Below are 23,922 nucleotides of genomic sequence, written 5' to 3'. Positions count from 1 at the left end.
CCGAGGGCAGTAAGGCTTCGCCTCGGGGATCAGACTACATTCAACACATGGCCAAGTACATCATCGTTGGCGGGGTAGCAGGAGGTGCTACCGCAGCCGCACGCCTCAGGCGCATCGACGAGCACTCCGAGATCATCCTCGTCGAGAGAGGAGCGCATATCTCGTACGCTAACTGCGGACTCCCTTATTATATCGGGGGTACGATCCGAGAGCGAGACAATCTCTTTGTCCAGACCCCAGCCTCCTTCGGCCGCCGCTTCGCTCTAGATGTGCGCACCGAGCAAGAGGTCATCAGCATCGATGCCGAGGGGCATAGCGTCGAGATCCGCCGCAAAGACGGATCGCTCTATCGCGAGAGCTATGACAAGCTGCTACTCTCCCCTGGAGCTTCACCCTTCGTCCCCTCGATCGAGGGGATACAGAGCCCAGGGGTCTTTACCCTGCGCAATGTCTCCGACACTGATGCTATTAAGAGCTTCATAGAAGAGCACCACCCTCAGCGAGCAGTCATCGTCGGCGGAGGTTTTATCGGCCTAGAGATGGCGGAGAATCTCCACCATATCGGTATGGAGGTCAGCATTGTAGAGCTGGCTCAGCAAGTCATGGCTCCCGTCGATTACTCTATGGCGAGCTTCGTCGAGGCACACCTGTTGGATCAGGGCATAGGCCTCTACCTCGGCAGTGCCCTAGAGCGTATCGAGAGCCTCAAGAGAGGTATGCTACTGCATCTGTCCTCTCGGCAGACAGTCGAGGCCGACCTCGTCATCCTCTCGATCGGGGTACGCCCCAATACGACGTTGGCGCAAGCAGCAGGCCTACAGCTCGGTGAGCGTGGCGGCATCGTCGTAGACGAATATCTACAGACCTCGAAGAGGGATATCTATGCCGTCGGCGATGCCATCGAGTATCCTCATCCGCTCACCGGTCGCCCTTGGCTCAATTACTTGGCTGGCCCTGCCAACAGACAGGCTCGCCTCGTAGCCGATACCATAGCGGGCCTAGAGACCCAGCCCTATGAGGGGGCTATCGGCACTTCGATTGCCAAGATCTTTGACCTAGTCGTGGGGGCGACGGGCTTACCCGCCAAGGCCCTACAACAGGCAGGTATCGAATATCGCTCGGTAACCCTACATCCGATGAGCCATGCGGGCTATTATCCAGGCAGCCATCCCCTAACGCTCAAGATCACCTTCGACCCTAAGAGCGGTCGCCTCTATGGGGCACAGGCTGTCGGGGCAGAGGGTGTAGACAAGCGCATCGACTCCATCGCACAGATCATCAAGCAGGCTGGGGGGATCAACGAGCTCATGCGCACCGAGCAGGCCTATGCGCCCCCCTTCTCATCGGCCAAGGATCCTGTAGCTCTAGCCGGCTATATCGCAGACAACATCATCCAGGGCAGGGTGCAGCCTGTCTACTGGAGAGAGATCGAAGCCCTCAAGGCCGAGGGAGCTATCATCATCGACGTGCGTACGCCCTACGAATTCGAGCTAGGCAATATCCCCGGGGCAGTGAATATCCCTGTCGATGATATGCGCGAACGCCTGAGCGAGATCCCTAGGGACAAGCGTATTGTCCTCTATTGTCAGGTGGGGTTGAGGGGTTACCTCGCCTCGAACATCTTGCGCCAGAGAGGTTACACCCAGGTGTACAACCTAGTGGGTGGATACAAGCTATGGAGCGTAGCCACGAAGGACTACTCCGCCCCCGCTCGCCCTCGCAACCATTGCCAGCGAAGAGAGGAGACAGAGACGAGGGAGCACTCAGACTGCCTCGAGATCGATGCCCGAGGGCTATGCTGTCCTGGCCCTATCGTAACGCTGCGCAAGGCTGTAGACGGGCTTTGTCTCGGCCAAAAAGTACGTATCCTCGCCACCGACCCAGGGTTTGTTCGTGATGCCGAGGCCTGGACACAAACCACTGGACATCGCTTTGTAGAGGGAGGAAGCAGCCACGGGGAGTACTATGCCATCGTCGAGAAACAGGACGTTGCGGCGGCAAGCACATCGGGGCAGAGCTCCGCTGGGGGCAAGGGCAAGACCTTCATTCTCTTTAGCGATGACCTAGACAAGGCCCTAGCCACCTTCGTCCTAGCCAATGGAGCTGCAGCCACGGGGGAGAAGGTTACGATCTTCTTCACCTTTTGGGGGCTGAATGCGATCAAGCGTTCGGGCATTATCCCACCAAAGAAGGATCTTTGGGGCAAGCTCTTCGGCTTCATGCTCCCGAAGGACAGCACGGGCCTGGGACTGAGCAAGATGAACATGGGAGGCATGGGAGCGTGGATGATGCGCCGTGTGATGCGTGAGCGAGGGGTAACGCCCCTAGAGCAGATGAGAGACCAGGCCCTCGAAGCTGGGGTCGAATTCATCGCCTGCCAAATGTCTATGGATGTGATGGGTATTAGCCGTGAGGAGCTCCTCCCCGAGGTAACAATCGGCGGCGTAGCCACCTACATGCAACGTGCCGACAAGGCCAATATAAACCTCTTCATATAGTATTATCTAGTAAAAAGCGTTATGGAACAGATCCAGTCGATTTGCACCCTAAGAGAGATCGTACGAGCGTTTCGTCTGCTCGAGACCAGACTGATAGAGCAAACAGGAGTAGACCTCAACGAGGCTATGATCATCTGCGCCCTTGCGGGCGAGAGCCGATGCTCGAAAGACTTGGCCCAGTGCGTAGGCCTACTGCCTGCCCACACCTCCAAGGTACTGGCGAGTCTCGAGACCAAGGGCCTGCTCTCTCGGACGAATGCAAGGGAGGATCGCAGGCGCGTCATCTGTGCCCTGACAGCCCAGGGCGAAGAGACCCTGGGTCGCCTCCGCAGCCTCGAGCTCGACTTCGCCTCGCTTCGGGAGATGCTCTAGGGGCGACTGGAGAAACCATACCGACCTCAAGCATATCGCCCCCACAGAGCCTCTAGCTCTGTGGGGGCGATATACGTTGCTCGGGGGCAGACTTACTTGATCACACCCAGCTCACGGCCAACCTTGATGAAGGCCTCGATAGCATGATCGAGGTGATGCTGCTCGTGTGCAGCGGAGAGCTGAACACGGATGCGAGCCTCACCCTTGGGAACTACGGGGTAGTAGAAGCCCGTAACATAGATTCCCTCCTCAAGCAGACGTGCGGCATAGTCCTGCGAGAGCTTGGCATCGTAGAGCATCACAGCGCAGATGGCAGACTGAGTTGGCTTGATGTCGAAGCCTGCTGCGATCATCTTGTCGCGGAAGTAATTAACGTTCTTCATCAGCTTAGTATGCAGCTCGCTGCTCTCCTCGAGCATCTTGAAGACCTCGAGCCCTGCACCCACCACTGCGGGGGGGATGGAGTTGGAGAAGAGGTAGGGGCGAGAACGCTGACGCAGCATATCAATCACCTCCTTAGGCCCTGTAGTGAAGCCCCCGACAGCACCGCCAAAGGCCTTACCCAGCGTACCCGTGTGGATGTCAATGCGACCATAACAGTTGAACTGCTCAGCGACACCACGACCCGTAGGGCCAACGACACCGGCAGAATGGCACTCGTCCACCATAACCATGGCATCGTACTTATCTGCCAAATCACAGATCTTGTCCATAGGAGCGACATTACCGTCCATAGAGAAGACACCATCGGTTACGATGATGCGGAAGCGGGCCGACTGCGCCTCTTGCAGGACACGCTCCAGATCAGCCATATCGGCATTGGCATAGCGGTAACGCTGAGCCTTGCACAAGCGTACGCCGTCGATGATGGAGGCATGATTGAGGGCGTCGCTGATGATGGCATCTTCAGGGCCGAAGAGGGGTTCGAACAGACCTCCGTTGGCATCGAAGCAAGCGGCATAGAGGATCGTATCCTCAGTTTTGAAGTAGTCTGCGATGGCACGCTCGAGGGCTTTGTGAATGTCCTGCGTACCACAGATGAAGCGTACAGAGCTCATCCCGAAGCCATGGCTGTCCATAGCCTTCTTGGCCGCCTCGATGAGGCGTGGATGGTCTGAGAGCCCTAGATAATTGTTCGCACAGAAGTTCACCACGGGCTGCCCTTGGCCAACCTTGATGTCTGCGGACTGAGGAGTGATGATGATGCGCTCCTGCTTGTAAAGACCTGCCTGGCGAATGCCGTCGAGCTCGCTCTGCAGGTGCTGCTTGATTGCCTTGTACATGGGTTAGAGGTATTACTTGATATTGGATGAATATGTCCGATCTTTACTCCGCCTGCTCGGTGGCAGCCTCGGGAGCAACGAAGCTCGTGAAGCCAGCCTTGAGGAGTAGGTTGTACCAAGTGTAGAGTTTCTTGATGTCTGTAGGGTAGATCCGTTCACGGTCGAAGTCGGGGAGCACCTGTGCGAGCAGCTCTCTCAGGGCGTCGCTGTCCTTCAGAGCAGCCATCTCTACGGGTGCACCACCCTGGTGCTTGTAGAGGGACTCGAGGACTTCGGCCAGGGGCACATCCTCGGCATGGGTAAACATAGCGATGTCTCCGAGCGAGACTACACGGTCAGCTGCATGTATGGGCATACGACGACCGTCTGCAAGGGCTTCGACGATCAGATTGTTCTTTCCCTGCGAAAGCAGGCGGTACAAACCAGGCTTGCCCGAGACAGACAGGATAGTTTTGAGCATTGTTTCGTTGTCGTTTTGTTTCGTATCTAAATGTTTGGCAAATATACTAAACACTTTTGGATTAGCCCTCGAGCTGAAGATCTCTCTTCGTACGGCCTATACCCTCGGCGTGAGGGGCGGATAGGAGGGGCGCGCACCGCTCCTCGTTCGACAGTCCAATGAGGGCGATCTTGAGGCCCAAGAGGGCATTCGATAACACTCCCGAGAAGCACTCCGAAGCGATCCTATTTGAACCTCTAATGAGACCCAAGTAGGACTTCTGCTGCGATCCTATCTGAGCCTCATCGTCGATCCTACTTAGATCTCTGTTGCGATCCTACTGACACCTCCAGGGAAGCCCTACCGAGAGCGTAACTATAGTCCTCTATCTAGGAGCTTAGTTGAGCCTCTATCTAGGACGCAGCGAAGAGCCCCCGAGAGGTATATCGAAATGCCTACCCCCACTCTCGGGAGTTGGCATAGGGGAAGGAATACTCCTTGATCAAGAAGTAAAGCCCATACGAACTCCTAGCCTTAGAGAAATAATCAGGGCAAGCCTCCTCCCTAAAGAGAGGGCTTGCCCTGATACACATTCGGAGATAAAGCTTTCCTAGAGCTTTGGCATAATTTAAGGGAAGGTTCTCAAATCTTTGAAGAGACGCACCGATGCTCGAGGAGGTCCAGGAGCTGTAAAAGGGGCTGAGACAGTAGATAAATGGCCAGCTAAACCAACTCGATTCTCAGGGAATTCAAAAAAGAAAGTTCCAAAGTCTAGGTAACGACTATAGTTAGCCCCAGGTTCAGAAATCCAATATACACCATACACTCCATCAGTTAATCGACCATCCCCCCAACGTATAAAAAGATCGTTTCCAGTTGCTCCATCTAATTGCTTCGCTCCGATAGTGGGCAGAGTTACTGTCTGCGAGAAGCGACGGCCAGGGCCAGGAGTCCAAAAGCCAGGTTGGCAAACATGGGTCTGAAGAATGTTCTGCCATTGTGATTGAGAGAGAGTTCCTCCACCAATCCCAAGAGAAGCATCTCTACCGACATAGCGCGAGCTAACCTCCACATAGGAATTACTAGGATTCGGAGCAGTTCCTCCAACAAAGCGATAGCGATAGGCCAGGACATGACAGTTATTCCTACCCGTCAAGCGCACCGCATAAACTACTCCATCTGTATGACGATACCAATAAGAGCGATATACTCCCTGGGAGTCTCCTTGAAACATTCTTCCTCCAGGCCCTCCTACACGCATCCGATCCTGTCGGACATTAAACCATGTTCCCATAGGAGATACATTGAGTTTATTCTCCCCCATAAGGAATAGGCTCCACATATCGACATCCTCAGGGATATAGTAGCGATCGGTACCGATCAATCGACCTTGAGGAGGGGCGTTATGTCGGAAGCTCAGAACGTCTGCGAAGGGGAATATTTGGTTATTGGGAGAGTTCGGGATAGTATTGTCACTTTGGAGCTTCCAAGCACCAGCTACTTTAGCCAAATTTTTAGGGGCAACGAAATCGAGCGGCAACTTACCGAAAGGAAAATCTGAACAGCCAGGAACTTCAATCGGGATTGCTCCTAGTTTGAGAGTCTCACGAGTACTTGAGAAGACTTGTCGTTCTGAAGCATTCGTTTCTAAGACAGATATCTTCGTTTCGAAACCACCCGAGGGGGGGGGGAGACCTGGCTTACGAGACATCACCCAAAGGTAGTACCATGGGGACTTGGGATTACTACTCGAGAGCGTTACAGGTTGGGGGAAATTATAGAGCTCCTCTAAGCGAATCTGGCTATCATTGTCCACATAGCCTTGAACCAAATTACCATCAGCAGTCCCAGTTAGCGAGTTACGAGTAAAACAATAGTTCCAATGCCTCACTAAGACATTGGATTTAATACGTATAGCACTAATTGTCCGAGGCTGTGTGCCACTGTAGGTAAACCTCAAGCGCAAGAGCGTACCGCTGGGCCTAAAGATCAGACATTTCCTTAGGTCAGAGGAGCCATTATCGACCTCGATCTTCTTGTTGACAATAGTCATGGGCCTCCATTCGGAAACGTAGGGAATCCTCGTGCGGACTTTCTTCCTCCCCCCTGGGAGCGTTTCCATGACAGTCAGGATCGGATTGATCGGAGCCGTCCTAACAACATCAACACTATTGTTATGGACCTGCATGAACTCTTCGCCTCCAGCACCTTCTTCAGCCAAGAGGACTGCGGCGATCTCCATATTCCCGGGGCCCTTGGGCGTTATGAGTTCACCAGTGAAGGTGGCTCGATTCTCTCCACTCACCTTGTTAAAGATCAGCGTCTGATAGGCATACTTCAACCCCTCAGCTGTATGCCTGCGCACCACGACACGGATCTTCAAATTCCTCTCCGACATGAAAGGGGTGGCGATCCGGCCAGCCTCCTCTCCCCCAGGAGTTGATTCTATGTATTGATGCAAGCGCACTTCGTCGGCAACGGTGTACAGCTCCGCAGGAACAAGAGTATACTCATCAGTATCTGGTGGTCCAGGACGAGGCCCTTCATCCTTCTTACACGATGGGAAGAATAACATCAATAGCATCAAGAAAGCAAAAAACTTCTTCATAAGTTGCAAATCATTTTTGTTTGAAGACCAGACTACCAAACGGCATCGGAGTCAGACATCCATTCATCTTCGTTGGTCATGCTCTCAAAGGAAGCACACGAGTCAGAGATCTCATGCGTAGAATACTGCTGTAACAAAGACATTTGCCTCAGAAATAAGACCCTAATAGAAGGAGCAATATAAGTCTCTCCCATCCCTATTCTATTTGCCTTCATAATCACCTCAATCAATTAATATTATACACTAATACATTTACGGCAACAAAGTTACACATTTTATCTAAAACAAAAATAACATAAACAGAATTTATCTAATTGGAGAGAGGAAGAATTGTACTAACTTTGATGGTCATTTTGAGCCGTGAAGTGGCAGATGACTTAACACAATAGAAATGAAGGAAAAGAATAAAGACCAAGGACGACAGCAAGAGCTCTACACCCGACTGGTCAAGGCCGGTACGAGGAGCTACTACATAGACGCAAAAAAAGATAGCGCAGGCTCACACTACATCGTCCTGTGCGAGCGCAGACAGAGCGATCGCCCAGGAGGAGAGCGTCAGCGCATATTCGTCTACGAAGAGGATTTGGATAAGTTTACCGCTGCCCTGCTGGACGTCATCAAGTTTGTGCGTAGTGGGGTCAGCGACAGTACCTCGGGAGAGATGGAGAGCAGCGATCGGCTGAGACTCGAGGAGCTAGATGAGCTTAACCTCGACGAGTTTATCGGTAAAGAGGGGGACTGGGAGTAGTGGATAAGATATATGTATCGAAACGAGGCCTCTACTGGACGGCCATCGGTCTTTGGCTATTCTCAGGGGCTAAGGTACTCTCTATCGGCATCCCAGCATGGATGGGCTCGGAGGTGGTAGTGTGGAACTATGTTTGGCTCGTAGTAGCCCTGGTATTCTTCTCGGCAATTATCTTCCCCCCTGTAGCCCGAGAAAACATCGGTTTTGTCTCAGCCCTACCCTCAGGCAAGCATCCACTATGGAGCTGCTTCAAGCCCTCCTCTTGGCTTGTGATGGTAGTGATGATGAGCTTTGGCATCCTGCTCCGCCTCTCGGGCTATGTGCCCGAGTCTTTCGTTGCGGGCTTCTACATAGGTTTGGGGATCTCGCTCCTAGGCGTTGCCCTACATTACCGAGCAGCTCTACGAGAGGCTTAGGCTAAGGATATATGACAGACCCGACTGTATTCGAGCACAAAACAGCTGCCTACTATACATTAGGCTGCAAACTCAACTTCGCAGAGACCTCTACCATCGCTCGCTCCCTGCTGGAGCAGGGGGTGCGCACGGCTAGAGAAGGGGAGCGGGCCGATATATGCGTCATCAATACCTGCTCGGTAACAGAGATGGCAGATAGGAAGTGTCGGAACATCATCCGCAAAGCTCATCGTGAGCACCCCAAGGCCTTCATCATCGTAACAGGCTGTTATGCCCAATTAAGCCCTGAAGAGGTCGCAAGAATAGATGGGGTAAACCTCGTCCTAGGCACAGAGCAAAAGCTCGACCTGTATCTCTGGCTCGAGAGGCTAAGCAGCGAGACTCCCCCCCTGGGAGAGATTGAGACAACCACGACGACAGAGATCAAGACCTTCTACGGAAGCATCTCGACGGACGAACGCACTCGGCACTTCCTCAAAGTTCAGGACGGATGCGACTACCATTGTACCTACTGCACCATCCCCCGAGCCCGAGGACGAAGTCGAAACGCCCCCGTAGCCACACTCGTCGAGCAGGCAAAGCAGATCGCTCGCTCTGGTGGGCTAGAGATTGTCCTCACGGGGGTGAATATTGGCGACTTCGGGCGATCTACAGGAGAGAGTCTGCTAGACCTAGCCCGAGCACTAGACCGAATAGAGGGTATCGAGCGCATTCGTATAAGCTCAATAGAGCCTAACCTGCTGAGCGATGAACTGATCGACTTCTGCGCCTCGTCCCGAGCATTCGTGCCCCACTTCCACCTTCCTCTGCAGAGCGGCAGCGACGAGGTTCTTCGCCTGATGCGCCGGCGCTACGACACCCACCTCTTCGCTCGCAGACTGGAGCGCATCAAGTCAGTCTGGCCCGAGGCCTTCATCGGTGTCGATGTGATCGTGGGCACGAGAGGAGAGACAGAGGAGCTCTTCGAGCAATCCCTAGACTTCATCACGAGTCAACCCTTCTCCCAGCTACACGTCTTCACCTATTCCGAGCGGGCTGGGACTGCAGCACTGCGCATTCCCCACATCGTCTCACCGAGAGAGAAGCAGCGACGTAGCCAGCTACTCACACATCTATCTCAGGAGCGGCTCAAGGCCTTCTACCTGTCGAACATTGGTCGAGAGCACCGAGTAATCTGGGAGATGGGGCAAACCGAAGGGTGGATGACTGGTCTATCGGACAATTATATCCGCATCGGTCGATCCTACGATCCAAGCCTCGTCGGCACTTCGTCGAGGCTTACCCCTACCGCCCTACACAAAAGCGAAGCATTTCTGATATAAAAATGACGAACCAATACACCCTCACCGAACGAATACGCTACAGAGCCTACAAGACAGCACTGGGGCTGTGTGCTAGCTTGCCTTGGCCCTGCATCCACGCCTTGTCTCGAGGGCTGGGATGGGTGCTGCACCGAGGTGTAGGCTATAGGCGGACAGTTGTGCAGGAGAATATAAGGCGCAGCTTCCCCGAGCTCGGCCAGACTGAGGCGGAGAGGCTAGCGAGAGAGTTTTATCGCCGCTTCGTCATGCAGTTCATCTCCGCCGCCAAGATGCTCTCCCAACCGAGCAAGACCATCCTCCAAAGGCATCTCAAGTACGAGGGCCTGGAGCTATTCGAGCGACTACTCCGACAGGGTCTCCCTCACAGCATTCTCCTCTTAGGACACTGTGGCAACTGGGAGTTGTTCAGTGCTGGCTCTCTCTACCTAGCCCCTATGGGCATCACTCAAGATCAGCTCTACAGGCCACTGCGAGATCGAGCCGCCGACCGCCTCTTCCTCGAGATGCGCACCCAACATGGTTCACTCGTAGTACCTAAGTCTGAGATCGGGAGACGTATGCTCTCGGAGCTCAAGGAGAGCAATCCTCAGCCTAGGTCTTGGCTCTTTCTCTCTGACCAAAAGCCTAGCCGAGACCATGTCAACTACTGGACACTCTTCCTCAATCAGCCCACGGCCTTCCTCGATGGGGCCGAACGACTGGCCCGCAAGTACAACCTGCCAGTCATCTACATGGACATCGAGCGCCTCTCGGATAGGCAGTACGTAGGGCATATGAAGCTCATCTGCGAGAACCCCAAAGAGGCCAAGCCCTATGAGATCACGGAGAGCTACGCCCGAATGCTCGAGGCAACGATCATGCGAGACAAGGCCGGATGGCTCTGGAGCCACAAGCGTTGGCGGTATGCCCTCGAGGACTACCCCAAGGCCGTAAGGAGCGAACGCCTTACGGATTACCTTAACCAGCAAAATGTCTGAAGAGAAGCCCTCAATGGATACTCCACAAGTAGCCGTCGTTGTCCTCAACTGGAATGGTCGAGCATTGCTGGAGGACTTCGCCCCCTCCTGGGTCGCATACACCCCTCAGCCCAGAGCCGAGCTTATCATCGTCGATAATGGCTCGACTGATGGCTCTGTGGACTACCTTCGAGAGCACTATCCAGCCGTTCGGCTCATCTGCTTCGAGGAGAACTATGGCTTTGCCGAGGGTTACAATCGCGCCATTGCTTCACTTCCCCATCCAATCATCGTCCTGCTCAATAGCGATGTGCGCCTCTCTGCCGGTTGGCAGGAGGAGGCCCTAGAGCTCCTCGAGGCAGACCCCTCCATCGTAGTCGTACAGCCCAAGATCCGATCACTGCGAGCCCCCCAAGACTTCGAATACGCTGGGGCAGCAGGGGGGTATATAGACCGCTGGGGGTATCCTCTATGCCGCGGCCGCATCCTAGACACTCTAGAGGAGGATCGAGGACAATACGATGAGGTGTGTGATATATTTTGGGCCAGTGGGGCATGCCTCATTGTCCGTCGAGAGGCCTATCTATCGGCCGGAGGGCTCGATGCCCGCTTCTTCGCCCATCAAGAGGAAATCGATCTCTGCTGGCGACTACAGCTACAAGGAGGCCGCATCGTAGCAGCCCCTCGGGGGATTGTCTACCACCTAGGTGGAGGTAGCCTAGACATGAATAACCCTCGCAAGTGCTACCTCAACTTCCGAAACAACCTGCTCATGCTCTACAAGAACCTCCCACTCAAGCGATGGAGGCAGGTAGTCGTCATGCGCTTCATCCTTGACCTCTTGGCCTCAGGGGTGTACCTTCTGCGAGGACAACGCCGCCACGCTCGGGCAGTCCTGGCCGCCTGGCGAGATGCTAGGCAGATGTTTCCCGACTTTGCGGGCCAGCGAAATAGAGGCGAGTCTATCCCCTCAACTATGCTCCGAAAGAGTGTCCTCTGGCAGTACTATGCCCTCGGGATCAAGCGCTTCTCCGAGTTCAAGAGATAGCCTAATCCAAGGGCACAAGCATAGCTCCCTGCAACTTATACCGAACTCACGTTAAGTAAGGATTTAACCCCATAGAGCTATACCGAATTAAGATAGGGCCTCAATCGAGGTCTAAGTAGGATCGTCACCGAGGCTCAAGTAGGACTTCACTCGAGATCTAAGTAGGAATGAAAGTGAGGCTCAAATAGGGACTCGATCGAGGTCTCAAAAGGAGCACAATAGAGACTCAGAGCGGAGCGGCCGAGAGGGGTTTCGTCAGGAGGAATGAGGTTGCACTTTTTTCCCTATTTTTGTCCTCAACCATCATCAAACAGATATGAGAATGAAGGCGAGAACCCTATTCACCCTGGCCCTCCTTTGGGCCTCTGCGACGCTCTCGGCACAGAGCTTCAGCGACATCAACCCCACTCCCCAGCAGATTACGGCCGACAAGGCTGGTAAAACCATCGCTTGGCCCCTTGAGGCACGACTCTCGGCCTCGAGCAAGACCCTCTCGAGCCTCGCTGGGCAAGAGCTCAGCCAAAGAGTGCGACACCATGCCAAGGCCCGCACAGAGATCCTCCTGGGCATCCGAGGCGACAAGGCCATACGCCGCTATACGAACAAGATTCCCAAGCACAGCGAGGGTTACTTCCTCAGCATCGAGCCCCAACGCATCGTACTGGCTGGGCACGACGAGGCAGGCCTGCGCTATGCCGTCCGCTCGCTGCTCGAGGCTGAGCACGAGGGGCAATTGCCCTGTGGAAGCATTGTTGATTACCCCGACGTGCGCTGGCGTGGGGTCGTCGAGGGCTTCTACGGCACACCCTGGAGCCACGAGGCACGCCTGAGCCAGCTCCGCTTCTACGGCCGTAACAAGCTCAATGTCTATATCTACGGGCCTAAGGATGATCCCTACCACAGCGTCCCCAACTGGCGCAGACCCTATCCAGAGGTAGAGGGGCAGCAGATCCGCACCCTCGTCGAGGAGGCCAAGCGCAATGGGGTAACCTTCTACTGGGCGATCCACCCTGGTCAGGACATCAAGTGGACAGCAGAGGATAGAGACCTGCTGCTGCACAAGTTCGAGCTCATGTACCAGCTCGGCGTACGAGGCTTCGCCGTCTTCTTCGACGATATCTCGGGCGAGGGGACGAAAGCCGACAAGCAGGCCGAGCTGCTCAACTACATCAACCGAGAGTTCGTGCACCGCAAGGGCGACGTAGCCCCTCTAGTCATGTGCCCCACCGAGTACAACAAGAGTTGGTCTCGCATCGAGAAGGGCTACCTCCCCACCCTAGGTCGGGAGCTTGACCCCGACATCGAGATCATGTGGACGGGTAATCGTGTTGTGGCCTGCATCGACAAGCCCGATATGCAGTGGATCAATGGCCACATCAAGCGTCGGGCCTATATTTGGTTCAACTTCCCCGTCTCTGACTTCGTACGCAACCATATGCTCCTCGGGGCGACCTACGGCAATTCGCTCGAGATCGCAGAGGATCTGTCAGGCTTCCTCTCCAACCCCATGGAGCATGCCGAGGCCTCCAAGATCGCCCTCTACAGCATTGCGGACTACATATGGAATATGAAGAGCTACGACAGTCAACGCTCCTGGGAGCGTTCGATCGTCTCGCTGGCAGGGGCTCAGTCCTCGGCCCTGCGTTGCCTGGCCGAGCACAGCTCCGACCTCGGAGCCAACGGGCATCTCTTCCGTCGTGAGGAGAGTTCCGAGCTCAAGGACTTGCTCGGACGCATCGAGAGGGGCAGCGAGGTGAGCCTAAACGACCTCCGCACCCTGGGCGATGAGTGCCTCAAACTCGAGCGGTCGGCTAACATCCTACTGAGCAGCCGAGACAACCCTGCCCTCATTGCCGAGCTAGCCCCCTGGCTGCGCATGGCTAGGCTGATCGGACGCTACGGGCAGGAGGTTATCTCCCTCGAGGCTGCCCGAGAGGCTAAGCCCAAGGCCTTTGCCGAGATCCACGCCCACATCCTCTCTCTGCTCGAGCAGATGTACGAGATCGATAGCTCTGAGAACCAGAACCCCTATCAGCCAGGGGTGCGCCTGGCGACGCTACGCCTCTTGCCTGCCCTGGACGCCACCTTCGCCCGATCGGTAGCGGCCTACAATCAGGCACACGGCACGCAGCTATCCTCGGCCACACGCTACCTCCCCTGCTCGCTCTCGAGCGACGTAGCCCAGCTCTCGGGCCTAGCCCTCTCGTCCCGAGGCAAGCAGATCACCATCTCCCCCTCCAACGAGGTGATCCGCTGGGCCAGCGGTGCTACCCTCGAGCTACAAGCCGTCGAGCCCCTCGAGCTCAAGAGCTTAGAGTTTGACCTCGGCACGAAGGATATTGCTCCCTCCTTCACCCTCGAGGTTGAGCAGGGCGGGCAGTGGATCGCCCTCCCCCTCATGCAGAGAGCGGGCAAGACGCTCCTTCGAGCAGACATCGCCCCCATGAAGGCAGGCCGCTGGACACGCCTACGCCTCAGACAGACGACAGCCACCGAGCTACAGGTGTACTTCAAGTCTTGGCGACTGGTACACTAAAGGCCGAATAGAGATCGCCCTACAGCCTCCAAAGATTTTGGGACTGTAGGGCGATCTTCTATTGTCTATGTATCAGATTATGGTTACATTTGCTGCGGCTTTGTGCCAAAGTTCTCGATGAGTCTAAAGCCTCTCGAGGGCCTTGGCTTAAAAGGGAATACGAGTGAGAGTCTCGAGCAGTCCCGCTGCTGTATTTGGTCTACAGGTAGGTTCGCTCAATTAGCCACTGGAGGTTCTGTGTCTCTGGGAAGGGAGCGCACCGACGGCCATAAGCCAGAAGACCTGCAAAGCCTTTCTATGCTTCGAGGAAAGCAACAACCCGTCCCCTCCTACGCCAGGGAGTGCCGAGGGGTTGCATTATCCCGAGAAGAGTCCCTATCCACTCTTCATCAACTCCGGATAGGTATGGTTTACGAGCCATAGTAATTTAGTGTCTGAGAGCCTTGGCCGAGGGCTCGAGAGTTGATCCGTGGGTTAGCACTCGAGTACTGGCCGAGGCTCTTTGGCATCTGTAGTGTCTGTAGGGGTATTCTCTCCCTGGAGACACTTGCCCGAGGGCCTAGGGCACGAAACTACTTCTAAATAGAGCGCATAGATATAACACAAATTCTTTAGTTATATCAAAATGGCTATCTTTGCAGCTCATTGCTAATTACTCTCACATATTCCAAACTTATGATCGTACATAAGCATTCTAACCAGGCCGTATGGACTGATGTCTATACCTATGCCAAGCTCCCCCAGTCGCTGGCCAAGCTGGATGAGCTGACTCACAACCTCTGGTGGGTATGGTCCCCCGAGGCACAGGCCCTATTCAAGCGTCTCTCCCCCGAGCTTTGGGAGAGGACCGAGGGCAACCCCGTACTGATGACTCGTCAGCTATCGACCAAGCAAATCGACACCATCGCCCAAGACAGCAGCCTGCTCTCAGAACTCGACAGAGTGTATGCCGACTTCCGCCGCTATATGGACGAGCCCGCCGATGAGCAACGTCCCTCGGTGGCCTACCTGAGCATGGAGTACGGTCTGACCAACGTACTGAAGATTTATTCCGGAGGCCTTGGCGTACTGGCTGGGGACTACCTCAAGGAGGCTAGCGACAGCAATGTCCGCCTTAGTGCCGTGGGCTTCCTCTACAGATATGGTTACTTCACCCAAAAGCTAAGCCCCGCAGGCGAACAAATCGCTCACTACGAGGCTCAAGACTTTACCCAGCTCCCCCTGACTCAGGAACTCAATGCCGATGGATCTCCCCTCGTGCTCGAAGTCCCCTATGCCAGCCACACCGTCTACTGCCATGTATGGCGAGTGGCTGTAGGGCGCATCAACCTCTACCTACTCGATACCGACATCGCTCAGAATAGCGAATGGGATCGGACCATCACCCACCAGCTCTACGGTGGGGACTGGGAGAATCGTATGAAGCAGGAGTATCTACTCGGTATCGGAGGTGTGCTGCTGCTCAACAAGCTGGGTATTAAGAAGGATGTCTATCACATGAACGAAGGCCATGCTGCCTTCATGAGTGTACAGCGTCTCCTGGACTATGTAGAGGGACAGGGCCTTGGCTTCGACGAAGCTCTCGAGCTGGTACGAGCCTCTTCGCTCTACACCGTACACACACCCGTGCCTGCTGGGCATGACTACTTCGACGAAGGGCTTCTAGGCAAGTACCTCGGACACATCCCTCAGCGCCTAGGCATCTCTTGGCAGGAGTTCATCGATATGGGGCGTGAGACGCCTGGCAACGGAGAGAAGTTCTCCATGAGCACCTTCGCTCTGAACACCTGTCAGGAGGCCAATGGGGTAAGTAAGCTCCACGGTCGTGTCTCGCAGGAGATGTTCGCCTCTGTGTGGAAAGGCTTCCTCCCCGAAGAGCTCCACGTAGGTTATGTAACCAACGGCGTACACCTACCTACCTGGGCTTCTCCTGAGTGGCAGGAGTTCTACCGCAAATACCTCGGAGCAGACTTCGTCAAGCACCAGAGCAGCGAGGAGCTATGGGGTAAGCTACAGCAAGTACCCAATGGCGAGATCTACGAGATCCGTCAGCAGATGAAGCAGCGTCTGATAGACCATATTCGCTCGCAGTACGCAGACCGCTGGATCCGCAATAGTGGCAGCCCCGAGGCTACAATGGCACTGCTCAATAGCATCAACCCCAATGCCCTCTTGATCGGCTTCGGTCGTCGCTTCGCCACCTACAAGCGTGCTCATCTGCTCTTCACCGACCTGGAGCGTCTCTCCCGCATTGTCAATAACCCTAAGTACCCAGTGCAGTTTATCTTCACGGGTAAGGCTCACCCAGCAGATGGTGGCGGCCAAGGGCTCATCAAGCATATCCTGGAGATCAGTCGTCGTCCAGAGTTCCTCGGCAAGATCATCTTCCTCGAGAACTACGATATGCGTCTAGCCTCGAAGCTCATCGCTGGCGTAGATATTTGGATGAACACGCCTACTCGACCTCTAGAGGCCTCCGGTACCTCTGGCGAGAAGGCCGAGATGAATGGTGTACTCAACCTCTCAGTCCTCGACGGCTGGTGGTATGAGGGCTATAGGGCTGGAGCTGGATGGGCCTTGACAGATAAGCGCACCTTCTCTGACCAAAGCCTACAGGACAAGCTCGATGCCTCGACGATCTACGATATGCTCGAGCGAGAGATCATCCCTCTCTACTTCGATGCTAGAGACGGCAAGCCCTTCTCTGATGCCTGGATACAGGTGATCAAGAACTCGCTCAACTTCATCGCCCCTCACTACACGATGCGTCGTATGATGGACGACTACTTCGAGCGTTTCTACTGCAAGCTGGCTAAGCGTTCGGCTCACCTGCATGCAGAGGGCAATCGCATTGCCAAGGAGCTGGTCGAGTGGAAGCAGTCCGTGGCCGAGCACTGGGACAGCCTACAGGTGCTCTCAGTAGAGCATGACAGCGAACCTGCGGCCCAGCTCAACCGCCGTGAAATCGGGACAACGAACCGAGTGGAACTGGTGCTCGATCGAGGTACACTTAATTGCAAGCTCGAGGTCGAACTCGTCTATGCTCAGCAGAGCGACGAGGCTGGAGCTCTGCGCCTCGTAGAGGTCTGCCCTCTCTCCCTAATCAAGCAGGAGGGTTCTCGTGAGACCTACGCTATCGATCATCTGAATAGCATCCCTGGACAGTTTAAGGTCGGCATCCGCATCGTGCCCATGCACGAGGAGTTGCCCCACCGTATGGACTTCGCCTACGTTCGCTGGATCGCTATCGCAGGCCGATAGAGCGCATATCCATTGAACGCAACCCTCGCCTACCCCTCAGGAGTAGGCGGGGGTTGTGTGTTTATAGTCCCTGTACGAGGCCAATGGGCCAGGAAGACTACTTGCGAAGGGGGGGATAAAAGAAAAGTGCCGAAGGATCCGTAGATCTGCCCTCGGCACTTAGTCTGTTGCGATGGTGACTCCGACAGGATTCAAACCTGTAACCTTCTGATCCGTAGTCAGATGCTCTATTCAGTTGAGCTACGGAGCCTCCTTGTTCTCTGTTTCGAATGCAAAGGTAATACAAAATATAGAATTTGCAATAGGTAGAGGCAAATTTCTTTGGAGGGTGAGGCTGGCTAGAGAGGGCAAGTGGGATGTTTTGTATCTTTGTGAGCCACTTTAAGCGATACGAAAACAATGAGATCCAAACAACTAATGATAGAGCTGCTGGAGTATATCGATCTCTTCGAGCAAACGGTAGAGGCTTCGGATGAGATGGGGATGGAGGCCTTCCTAGCCTTCGTCAATAGTCTGCACCTAGATAGAGCCTCACAGAGGAGGCATACTGAGCGCAGCCCCTCTATGGCAGAGGTCGAGATCGCTCGTCATCTCAGTCTACTACACCGCTACTCTCGCTCCTATATCAAGGCGGCACTCTCGGCTTCGGAACATCTACAAACCGAAGAGGAGTACACCTACCTAGTAAGTCTCATGGCTCACGAAAGCCTCACCAAGACCGAGCTACACCAGCTCAATGGACTAGAGAAGACTTCGGGAGCAGAGGTCATCCGCCGTCTGAAGCGATATGGGCTCATCGAGGAGCACCCAGACCCTAGGGATGGACGCAGTGTATGTGTCTCCATCCGCCCGGAGGGGCGTGCAGAGCTTATGAAGGTCTTCCCTCGACTTCGGCTAGCAGCCGCCATTCTCTCGGCACCACTACAGAAAGATCAACAGAATTCGCTGCTCTTCCTACTCAAGCACCTATGTAGTCGCCACTCCAGCCTTGTACGACAGAGAGGCAATGGTAACGACCTCGAAGAGCTCCTCGAGAGCATCAATTCGACCGAGTAGGGGGCTTTAGTAACGGATATCCTGCTGGACGAAATGCCAAAGCTGCTCGAGCGATAATCCTCGAGCCTCCCTAGGAGATGCGAATAGGAGGGCATGAGCCGCCTGAGAAAGCATAGGCAGATCGTTAGCCCCATCACCAATAGCCATGACTCGAAGAGGGAGGATGCCTCGGGCGATGGTGCGAAAGCGAACGTAGTCCGCCTTATAAAGATCATCGACCAAGGGCTCGGTGAGAGTGCCTGTGAAGTAGTCTCCCTCGAAGAGGGCCGCAGAGGCACAATAGTCCCTGACTCCAAGGCGCATACAGAGCGGAGCGACTACCTCCCGATAGGCCCCACTGACAACCTCCAGTCCGATACCACTACGCTTGAGCGTACCGATCCATCGCAAGACATCCAGGGGGATCTCCACCTCATCCACAACCTGGGCAACCTCTGAGAGACGCAGCCCCTTAAGCATGCGGCTGCGCTGGGCGAAGCTCTCGGCGAAGGAGCTCTGCCCGAGCATAGCCTCCATCGTCAATCGGCTCATGGCCTCGCCCAGGCCTCTCTGTCGGGCTAGGGCGATCATCACCTCGTCAGGGATGAGCGTGCCGTCGAGGTCAGCAAAGACGTAGCGAATAGGCCAAAGAGCCTCCGAACGAGAGAGGTAGAGAGCCCCTCTACCATGGCGCACCAGGGGCAGTAGGGCAGTCAGTAGCCTCAGGGCATCGGCATCCTCGAGGGCGGGCAGACTGAGCGAAGCAACCAAATAGCTCTCAGTACGAGTACAATACCCCTGCCGAGCCTCTAGGCCCAGCTGCTCGAGACTAGACTCGACCTGTCGGAAGAAGTCCTGCCGACCAGGCAAACAGACCATATGCAGTCCACACCCGTTCATTTGCTTAGCATTCATACCACAAAAATATCTATTTCCCCGACTTTTCCTCTCTCTTTTGGGAGGAAGTCGCGACACGGAGAAAAGACTATCTTTGCCCTGCAAATACACTAGATCCTATTCATGCAAACAGACTTCTCCAATCAGCAGATCTCGTCCCAGGATCTGCCCCAGAGCGAGGCCGTCCATTGGCAAGCTCTACTTCCCTCCTATCGCAAGGTACAGCGCATCTCCATCGCCCTCGTTTGGGGGGGTATCCTCGTCTCAGGAATAGGTCTCTCGTGGGTTATACTCGAGGAGTTTAAGCCCTGGATCGCTGGGCTCATTGCCCTCGTAGCCCTAGGGAGTGGTGCGATCAATCTGCGCCTAGTCGATGCTGCCTATCGTGTCAAGGGCTATGCCGTGCGAGAGCATGACATCTGCTACCGAGAGGGATTGATCTTCCGCAAGAGCTCCACTATCCCCTACCGTCGCCTACAGCAGGTTACACTGAACCAGGGGCCTATCATGAAGCTCGCTCACTGCCACTCGCTCGAGCTCTTCGTCCCTGGGCAACTGGGGGTGCTGACCATCCCAGGCCTCTCGCTCGAGGAGGCTCAGCGCATACGAACCTTCGTACTGAGCCAAATACGCCTAGATGAAACCCATTGATTTCTCCCGACCTAGACGTATGGGGGGCGCAGCCCTCGTCGTGCTCCTGTGGGAAAACGTCAAGGGCTCACTGCGCGCCATCCTCACGCTCTCCGGCGTGGCTATTGCCCGGGCAATACTCAACGACGGACAGATCAAATGGGATGCCCTGAGCATCCTCACCTTTGTCATCTTCGCCCTCTACATCATCTCTACGCTGGTCAAGTATTTCAGCTTCCGCTTCCACATTGCTGACGGGATGATACACACCGAGCAGAGGGTGCTAAGCCTCGCGCGCAAGCACCAGAGCATCCCCATCGACCGCATTCACAACATCTCCTCTCGCAGCAATCTATTCTATCGCCTGGTCGATATGGAGTATATCAGCATCGACTCAACAGCGACCAACGAGGCCGAGATCACCCTCATCCTAACCGAAGCCGAGGCAAAGGCCCTGCGCAACTACATCGGTCTAGAGGAGAGGGAGCTACACGCTCCCGAGGTCGAGACGACGGACGGAGAGATCTCTCGAGGCGCAGAGATCCAGGAGGGCGAGGCCACCCTCGGGAGCATCTCGCTCACCAGGCGAGATCATCTGCTCGGGGCACTGTCTCAGAGCCACGTCCGTGCCATATCTCTACTCATCACCTCGCTGCTGGCCCTGGGCGATGACCTCCTCGAGCTCTTCGGCGACAAGGTACTCGTTCGCATATCGGAGACCTTTGCTCAGAGCACTGTCGAGGAGTGGAGCGAGGGCAACCTCAGCCCCTGGTCTGTACTACAGGTCGTGGCCGTACTCTACCTCATCCTCGTGGTGCTGTGGTCTATCCCCCAGGTGCTGCGCCAGTGGGGGGCACGGGTTGACCTCTACTCAGACCGCCTGGAGCTCTCGGCAGGGCTCATCGCTAGCATTCACCGACGCATCCGCTCGAGCCAGATCGTATTCCTCAGCCTGAAGACCAACCCCATCGAACATCTTCTCGGACTCTCGAGCCTGCGCATCACACAGGCAAGCAATGCAGGCAAGCAGGGGGAGAAAGAGGCACAGGGTGGACTACTGCTCTACGGCTGGCGAGAGCGTGCCCGGCTCTACCGCTGGTGGGGCATCGATACCGAGCCCCTCGAGGAGCTACGCCCCAATCGACGCATGCTCTCCCTCTACGTCGGCGGATGCCTCGTGCTGCATGGCCTAGCCTTCGGGGTGATGTGGTTCACCGAGGTCATCGAATGGGGAATTCTGCTCCTGCCGACGCTCCTCCTAGCCCTCGGGGCTACACGAGGGGCCTACTACCATCGTCGTCTAGTGCTTACCTCGACACATCTATGCGTCTATCATGGGCGGATAGCACAGATAGAGAGCTGGATCGCTCTGAGGCGTATCGAGAGGCTGACTCTCTCTCAGACCCCCATGCAGCGTCGCTCGGGTCGCTGTACCCTCAAGATCGACACCATGAGCGAGACGTTCAGCATCCCTTTCGCCTCGCTCGAGGAGGCCCGCCACATCCAAGACCATACTCTCTACCTCATCGAGAGATAGAGAGCTTGTAATCAACTTATTAACAGAAAGGTCAGAGAGGTATCAAAGACCTCGATAGGGTCTCACCTATAATCCTAATTGGATCGCAGGTGAGACTCAGATAGGAGTTCGATCGAAGTCCTACTTAGACCTCCATAGAGACCCAAGTAGGAGCGCAAGAGCAGCCCCATCTAGGGGCGCACCGAAGAGGTCCATAGGCTCTCAGCTAAGGTCTCGGGGAACGCAGGCACAACCATCCTCGAGGCCGATCGATGAGCTCCTAACGAGATCGAGGGAGAACCTAATCGTCCCAAGCAGAGTTATCAAGCTATATGGATTCAATTATATTCAAGCCCGTTTCCCTTGCGGATCGGGCAGAGATTACACGATTTACCCTCAACGGATCATCTCGCATCTGCGATCTAGCATTCTGCAACCTCTACGGTTGGGGCGAGCATTACGGCACCAGTTGGGCTATTGTCCGAGACACCTTAGTCATCCGTTTCCAGTCCCCCTTGCGCAACCATCCCACCTACCTCATGCCCGTCGGGGGCGAGGGGTGTAACCTCTCAGTCGCCATGACCGAGTTGCGCCGTATATCTGAGGCAGAGGGCTATCCCCTCGTACTCATGGGCGTTGCTCCACAGTGCCGAGAGGCTCTCGAGACCTCCTGCCCAGGGATGTTTCGCTTCACCAGCAACGAGGGCAGCCGAGACTATGTCTACCTACGAGAGCGACTGGCTAGCCTCTCGGGCAAGGCTCTACAGTCCAAACGCAACCACATCAACCGCTTCGAGCGACTATATCCCAACTACAGCTACGAGCCGATCAGCCGAAATAATATCGAGGAATGCCTAGCGGTCGAACGCAGCTGGTTCGACGAGCACGGAGCAGGTGAGGGACGGACATCGGAGCTCAGAATGATCGAGCGCGTCTTCTCAGCCTTCGATGAGCTGGAACTCATGGGCGGAGCTCTGCGGGTGGATGGACGAATCATTGCCTTTGCCGTCGGCTCTCCAATCAATCAGAGCACCTTTGGCGTGCATATCGAGAAGGCAGACCGTGCCTACGAGGGAGCTTTCACCATGATCAATCGAGAGTTTGCCCGCCGCATCCCCGAGCAGTACACCTACGTCAATCGAGAGGAAGATCTCGGGATCGAAGGTCTCAGACAGGCCAAGCTCTCCTACAAACCCGACATGTTGCTCTACAAAGACACCGCCGTCCTGCACCATGAGAGCTAAGTGCGACAGCAAGCGAAGCGAGGCGAAGCGGCTCTGGAGTACCTGCTTCGAAGACCCTCGGCCCTTCGTCGAAATGTACTTCGACAGAATCTATCGAGACGAGGAGACGCTCCTGGGTTATGATCCCGAGAGCGGCCAAGCTATCAGCCACGTCGGTCTACCAACCTATAGCCTTGCCCTATCGGGCGAGACCCTCCCAGTAGGCTATATTTCAGGGGCTTGCACCCTGCCCGAGTATCGAGGGCAGGGCGAGATGCAGCACCTCATGCGCCGAGCCCTTAGGCTCATGCACGAGCGGGGCGATGTGGCCAGCTTCCTCATCCCAGCCTCAGAGAGCCTCTACACCTATTACCGCAAGGGCTTCGGCTACGGGACGGCCTTCTTCTTCGAGCTCAGCCACAACCTCGACGAGAGCGATACGATAGGGGTGAGGGCCTCGGAGCTGATCGACTTCCTCATACTCTGTGAGGCGGAGAGCAAGGGCCATAGCATTCGCCACAGCCGAGCGCAGTGGGAGGCCGTCCTCGCCGACTACTCCCTCGCCGAGGTGAGCCATACGCTCATCGAGCGGGATCGTGAGGGCTCGATCACGGGGGTAGCCTTCTACCTCATGAGCGACGAGGCTCTCGAGCTCAGAGCCCTCTATGGCTTCGCCTATCACCGAGAGGAGCTCCTCCAGGAGCTTCGCCGTAGAGCCGAGGGCCGCAGCCTTAGGCTCATCCACCCTGTCCGAAGCCACACCCCTACCCTATGGCAACCCAAGGGAATGCTTCGTCCTCTACGCCTACTCCCCCTCCTGGAGCATTGGACAGGCAGCAAGGGGCAGACAGAGCTCCACGCCTATATCGAGGATGACCTCATCGCCGCCAATACTGGTTCGTACCTCATCACCCCTAGCGGCATACGCTACAGCCCCACCCGAGAGCCTGAGGCCAAGCCCATGTCCCTCTCGACACTGGTAGAGCGACTTGCCCACGAGCATCCACTATCCATGGAGCTGATGATGGAATAGCCCCTTGAGGCCAGCTCTTCACCCTCTCTCCATAAGAGCAACGCCCCCTGCTACGGACTGAATAGTCGTAGCAGGGGGCATCCACTCTCTAGAGGTAGAGA

General features: G+C 55.5%; 18 protein-coding genes, 1 tRNA gene and 1 riboswitch. Of the genes, 14 read left to right on the top strand and 5 right to left on the bottom strand.

Annotated elements, in window-relative coordinates; genetic code table 11:
- The first annotated feature begins 47 nt into the window (after positions 1-47).
- Together HQ37_RS01715 and HQ37_RS01710 are read left to right on the top strand one after the other, a co-directional pair.
- A complete protein-coding gene (locus HQ37_RS01715) occupies positions 48-2,498 on the top strand; it encodes an FAD-dependent oxidoreductase (RefSeq protein ID WP_036879520.1) in 2,451 nt (816 codons plus the stop codon).
- 21 nt (positions 2,499-2,519) lie between these two features.
- On the top strand, positions 2,520-2,870 hold the full coding sequence (locus HQ37_RS01710; RefSeq protein ID WP_036879518.1) for a MarR family winged helix-turn-helix transcriptional regulator: 351 nt from the start codon (positions 2,520-2,522) through the stop codon (positions 2,868-2,870).
- Positions 2,871-2,962: 92 nt separating this feature from the next.
- Here the strand turns inward: HQ37_RS01710 and kbl are convergent, their stop codons facing one another.
- The 3 genes from kbl to HQ37_RS01695 all read right to left on the bottom strand — a co-directional run bounded on the left by kbl (position 2,963) and on the right by HQ37_RS01695 (position 7,200).
- The gene (gene kbl, locus HQ37_RS01705; protein ID WP_036879516.1) at positions 2,963-4,153 is read right to left on the bottom strand and encodes a glycine C-acetyltransferase; all 1,191 of its coding nucleotides are present in this window, start codon (positions 4,151-4,153) and stop codon (positions 2,963-2,965) included.
- Positions 4,154-4,196: 43 nt separating this feature from the next.
- Complete coding sequence (locus HQ37_RS01700; RefSeq protein ID WP_036879514.1) at positions 4,197-4,613, bottom strand: DUF5606 domain-containing protein; 417 nt, start codon at positions 4,611-4,613, stop codon at positions 4,197-4,199.
- Between the two features lie 607 nt (positions 4,614-5,220).
- On the bottom strand, positions 5,221-7,200 hold the full coding sequence (locus tag HQ37_RS01695; RefSeq protein WP_036879512.1) for a hypothetical protein: 1,980 nt from the start codon (positions 7,198-7,200) through the stop codon (positions 5,221-5,223).
- Positions 7,201-7,591: 391 nt separating this feature from the next.
- Here HQ37_RS01695 and HQ37_RS08035 point away from each other — a divergent pair, with 391 nt between their 5' ends.
- From HQ37_RS08035 to glgP, 7 genes are all read left to right on the top strand, one after another.
- Positions 7,592-7,948 (top strand): DUF3276 family protein, encoded by a 357-nt coding sequence (locus tag HQ37_RS08035; protein ID WP_052080682.1) that lies wholly within the window; start codon positions 7,592-7,594, stop codon positions 7,946-7,948.
- Positions 7,948-8,364: a hypothetical protein gene (locus HQ37_RS01685; protein WP_052080681.1), complete on the top strand. Its 417-nt coding sequence runs from the start codon at positions 7,948-7,950 to the stop codon at positions 8,362-8,364. Before HQ37_RS08035 ends, HQ37_RS01685 begins: the two co-directional genes overlap by 1 nt.
- An 11-nt stretch (positions 8,365-8,375) precedes the next feature.
- Complete coding sequence (gene mtaB / locus HQ37_RS01680; RefSeq protein WP_036879510.1) at positions 8,376-9,686, top strand: tRNA (N(6)-L-threonylcarbamoyladenosine(37)-C(2))-methylthiotransferase MtaB; 1,311 nt, start codon at positions 8,376-8,378, stop codon at positions 9,684-9,686.
- 2 nt (positions 9,687-9,688) lie between these two features.
- Positions 9,689-10,663, top strand: a complete 975-nt coding sequence (locus tag HQ37_RS01675) for a lysophospholipid acyltransferase family protein (protein WP_036879508.1) — start codon at positions 9,689-9,691, stop codon at positions 10,661-10,663.
- Positions 10,664-10,676: 13 nt separating this feature from the next.
- Positions 10,677-11,690 carry a glycosyltransferase family 2 protein gene (locus HQ37_RS01670; protein ID WP_036879506.1) on the top strand — a complete coding sequence of 338 codons (1,014 nt, stop codon included), beginning with the start codon at positions 10,677-10,679 and terminating at the stop codon, positions 11,688-11,690.
- A 316-nt stretch (positions 11,691-12,006) separates the two neighbouring features.
- Positions 12,007-14,226, top strand: coding sequence for a beta-N-acetylglucosaminidase domain-containing protein (locus tag HQ37_RS01665; RefSeq protein ID WP_235264614.1), 2,220 nt, complete (start codon positions 12,007-12,009; stop codon positions 14,224-14,226).
- Between the two features lie 98 nt (positions 14,227-14,324).
- A riboswitch (cobalamin riboswitch) is annotated at positions 14,325-14,525 on the top strand.
- 376 nt (positions 14,526-14,901) lie between these two features.
- Positions 14,902-17,487, top strand: coding sequence for an alpha-glucan family phosphorylase (gene glgP / locus HQ37_RS01660; RefSeq protein ID WP_036879503.1), 2,586 nt, complete (start codon positions 14,902-14,904; stop codon positions 17,485-17,487).
- A gap of 173 nt (positions 17,488-17,660) precedes the next feature.
- Here glgP and HQ37_RS01655 read toward each other — a convergent pair.
- A tRNA-Arg gene (locus tag HQ37_RS01655) sits at positions 17,661-17,737 on the bottom strand.
- Positions 17,738-17,886: 149 nt separating this feature from the next.
- On the opposite strand from HQ37_RS01655, the gene HQ37_RS01650 reads away from it, so the two are divergent.
- A complete protein-coding gene (locus HQ37_RS01650; RefSeq protein ID WP_036879500.1) occupies positions 17,887-18,543 on the top strand; it encodes a MarR family winged helix-turn-helix transcriptional regulator in 657 nt (218 codons plus the stop codon).
- A gap of 6 nt (positions 18,544-18,549) precedes the next feature.
- Here the strand turns inward: HQ37_RS01650 and HQ37_RS01645 are convergent, their stop codons facing one another.
- Positions 18,550-19,437 (bottom strand): HAD family phosphatase, encoded by an 888-nt coding sequence (locus HQ37_RS01645; protein ID WP_081951722.1) that lies wholly within the window; start codon positions 19,435-19,437, stop codon positions 18,550-18,552.
- 105 nt (positions 19,438-19,542) lie between these two features.
- Between HQ37_RS01645 and HQ37_RS08030 the strand changes: the two genes are divergently transcribed.
- From HQ37_RS08030 to HQ37_RS01625, 4 genes are all read left to right on the top strand, one after another.
- A complete protein-coding gene (locus HQ37_RS08030) occupies positions 19,543-20,070 on the top strand; it encodes a PH domain-containing protein (protein WP_052080680.1) in 528 nt (175 codons plus the stop codon).
- Complete coding sequence (locus HQ37_RS01635; RefSeq protein WP_081951721.1) at positions 20,057-21,586, top strand: PH domain-containing protein; 1,530 nt, start codon at positions 20,057-20,059, stop codon at positions 21,584-21,586. Before HQ37_RS08030 ends, HQ37_RS01635 begins: the two co-directional genes overlap by 14 nt.
- 311 nt (positions 21,587-21,897) lie before the next feature.
- A complete protein-coding gene (locus HQ37_RS01630) occupies positions 21,898-22,809 on the top strand; it encodes a DUF2156 domain-containing protein (RefSeq protein ID WP_036879494.1) in 912 nt (303 codons plus the stop codon).
- Positions 22,799-23,821, top strand: a complete 1,023-nt coding sequence (locus tag HQ37_RS01625; protein WP_036879491.1) for a GNAT family N-acetyltransferase — start codon at positions 22,799-22,801, stop codon at positions 23,819-23,821. Before HQ37_RS01630 ends, HQ37_RS01625 begins: the two co-directional genes overlap by 11 nt.
- The last annotated feature ends 101 nt before the right edge of the window (positions 23,822-23,922 follow it).

The sequence above is a fragment of the Porphyromonas sp. COT-239 OH1446 genome (genome assembly GCF_000768875.1).
In the GTDB taxonomy this organism is placed as follows: domain Bacteria; phylum Bacteroidota; class Bacteroidia; order Bacteroidales; family Porphyromonadaceae; genus Porphyromonas.
Note: the sequence above shows the minus strand (reverse complement) of the source record. Positions and strands in the feature narration are given on the sequence as shown.

Excerpts from the sequence above, each read along its gene's own strand:
- HQ37_RS01695 (WP_036879512.1), bottom strand. The coding sequence starts at position 7,200 with ATGAAGAAGTTTTTTGCTTTCTTGATGCTATTGATGTTATTCTTCCCA.
- HQ37_RS01670 (WP_036879506.1), top strand. The coding sequence starts at position 10,677 with ATGGATACTCCACAAGTAGCCGTCGTTGTCCTCAACTGGAATGGTCGA.
- HQ37_RS01700 (WP_036879514.1), bottom strand. The coding sequence starts at position 4,613 with ATGCTCAAAACTATCCTGTCTGTCTCGGGCAAGCCTGGTTTGTACCGC.
- HQ37_RS01645 (WP_081951722.1), bottom strand. The coding sequence starts at position 19,437 with ATGAATGCTAAGCAAATGAACGGGTGTGGACTGCATATGGTCTGTTTG.
- HQ37_RS08030 (WP_052080680.1), top strand. The coding sequence starts at position 19,543 with ATGCAAACAGACTTCTCCAATCAGCAGATCTCGTCCCAGGATCTGCCC.
- mtaB (WP_036879510.1), top strand. The coding sequence starts at position 8,376 with ATGACAGACCCGACTGTATTCGAGCACAAAACAGCTGCCTACTATACA.
- HQ37_RS01630 (WP_036879494.1), top strand. The coding sequence starts at position 21,898 with ATGGATTCAATTATATTCAAGCCCGTTTCCCTTGCGGATCGGGCAGAG.
- HQ37_RS01710 (WP_036879518.1), top strand. The coding sequence starts at position 2,520 with ATGGAACAGATCCAGTCGATTTGCACCCTAAGAGAGATCGTACGAGCG.
- HQ37_RS08035 (WP_052080682.1), top strand. The coding sequence starts at position 7,592 with ATGAAGGAAAAGAATAAAGACCAAGGACGACAGCAAGAGCTCTACACC.
- kbl (WP_036879516.1), bottom strand. The coding sequence starts at position 4,153 with ATGTACAAGGCAATCAAGCAGCACCTGCAGAGCGAGCTCGACGGCATT.
- HQ37_RS01715 (WP_036879520.1), top strand. The coding sequence starts at position 48 with ATGGCCAAGTACATCATCGTTGGCGGGGTAGCAGGAGGTGCTACCGCA.
- HQ37_RS01675 (WP_036879508.1), top strand. The coding sequence starts at position 9,689 with ATGACGAACCAATACACCCTCACCGAACGAATACGCTACAGAGCCTAC.
- HQ37_RS01635 (WP_081951721.1), top strand. The coding sequence starts at position 20,057 with ATGAAACCCATTGATTTCTCCCGACCTAGACGTATGGGGGGCGCAGCC.
- HQ37_RS01625 (WP_036879491.1), top strand. The coding sequence starts at position 22,799 with ATGAGAGCTAAGTGCGACAGCAAGCGAAGCGAGGCGAAGCGGCTCTGG.
- HQ37_RS01650 (WP_036879500.1), top strand. The coding sequence starts at position 17,887 with ATGAGATCCAAACAACTAATGATAGAGCTGCTGGAGTATATCGATCTC.
- glgP (WP_036879503.1), top strand. The coding sequence starts at position 14,902 with ATGATCGTACATAAGCATTCTAACCAGGCCGTATGGACTGATGTCTAT.
- HQ37_RS01665 (WP_235264614.1), top strand. The coding sequence starts at position 12,007 with ATGAGAATGAAGGCGAGAACCCTATTCACCCTGGCCCTCCTTTGGGCC.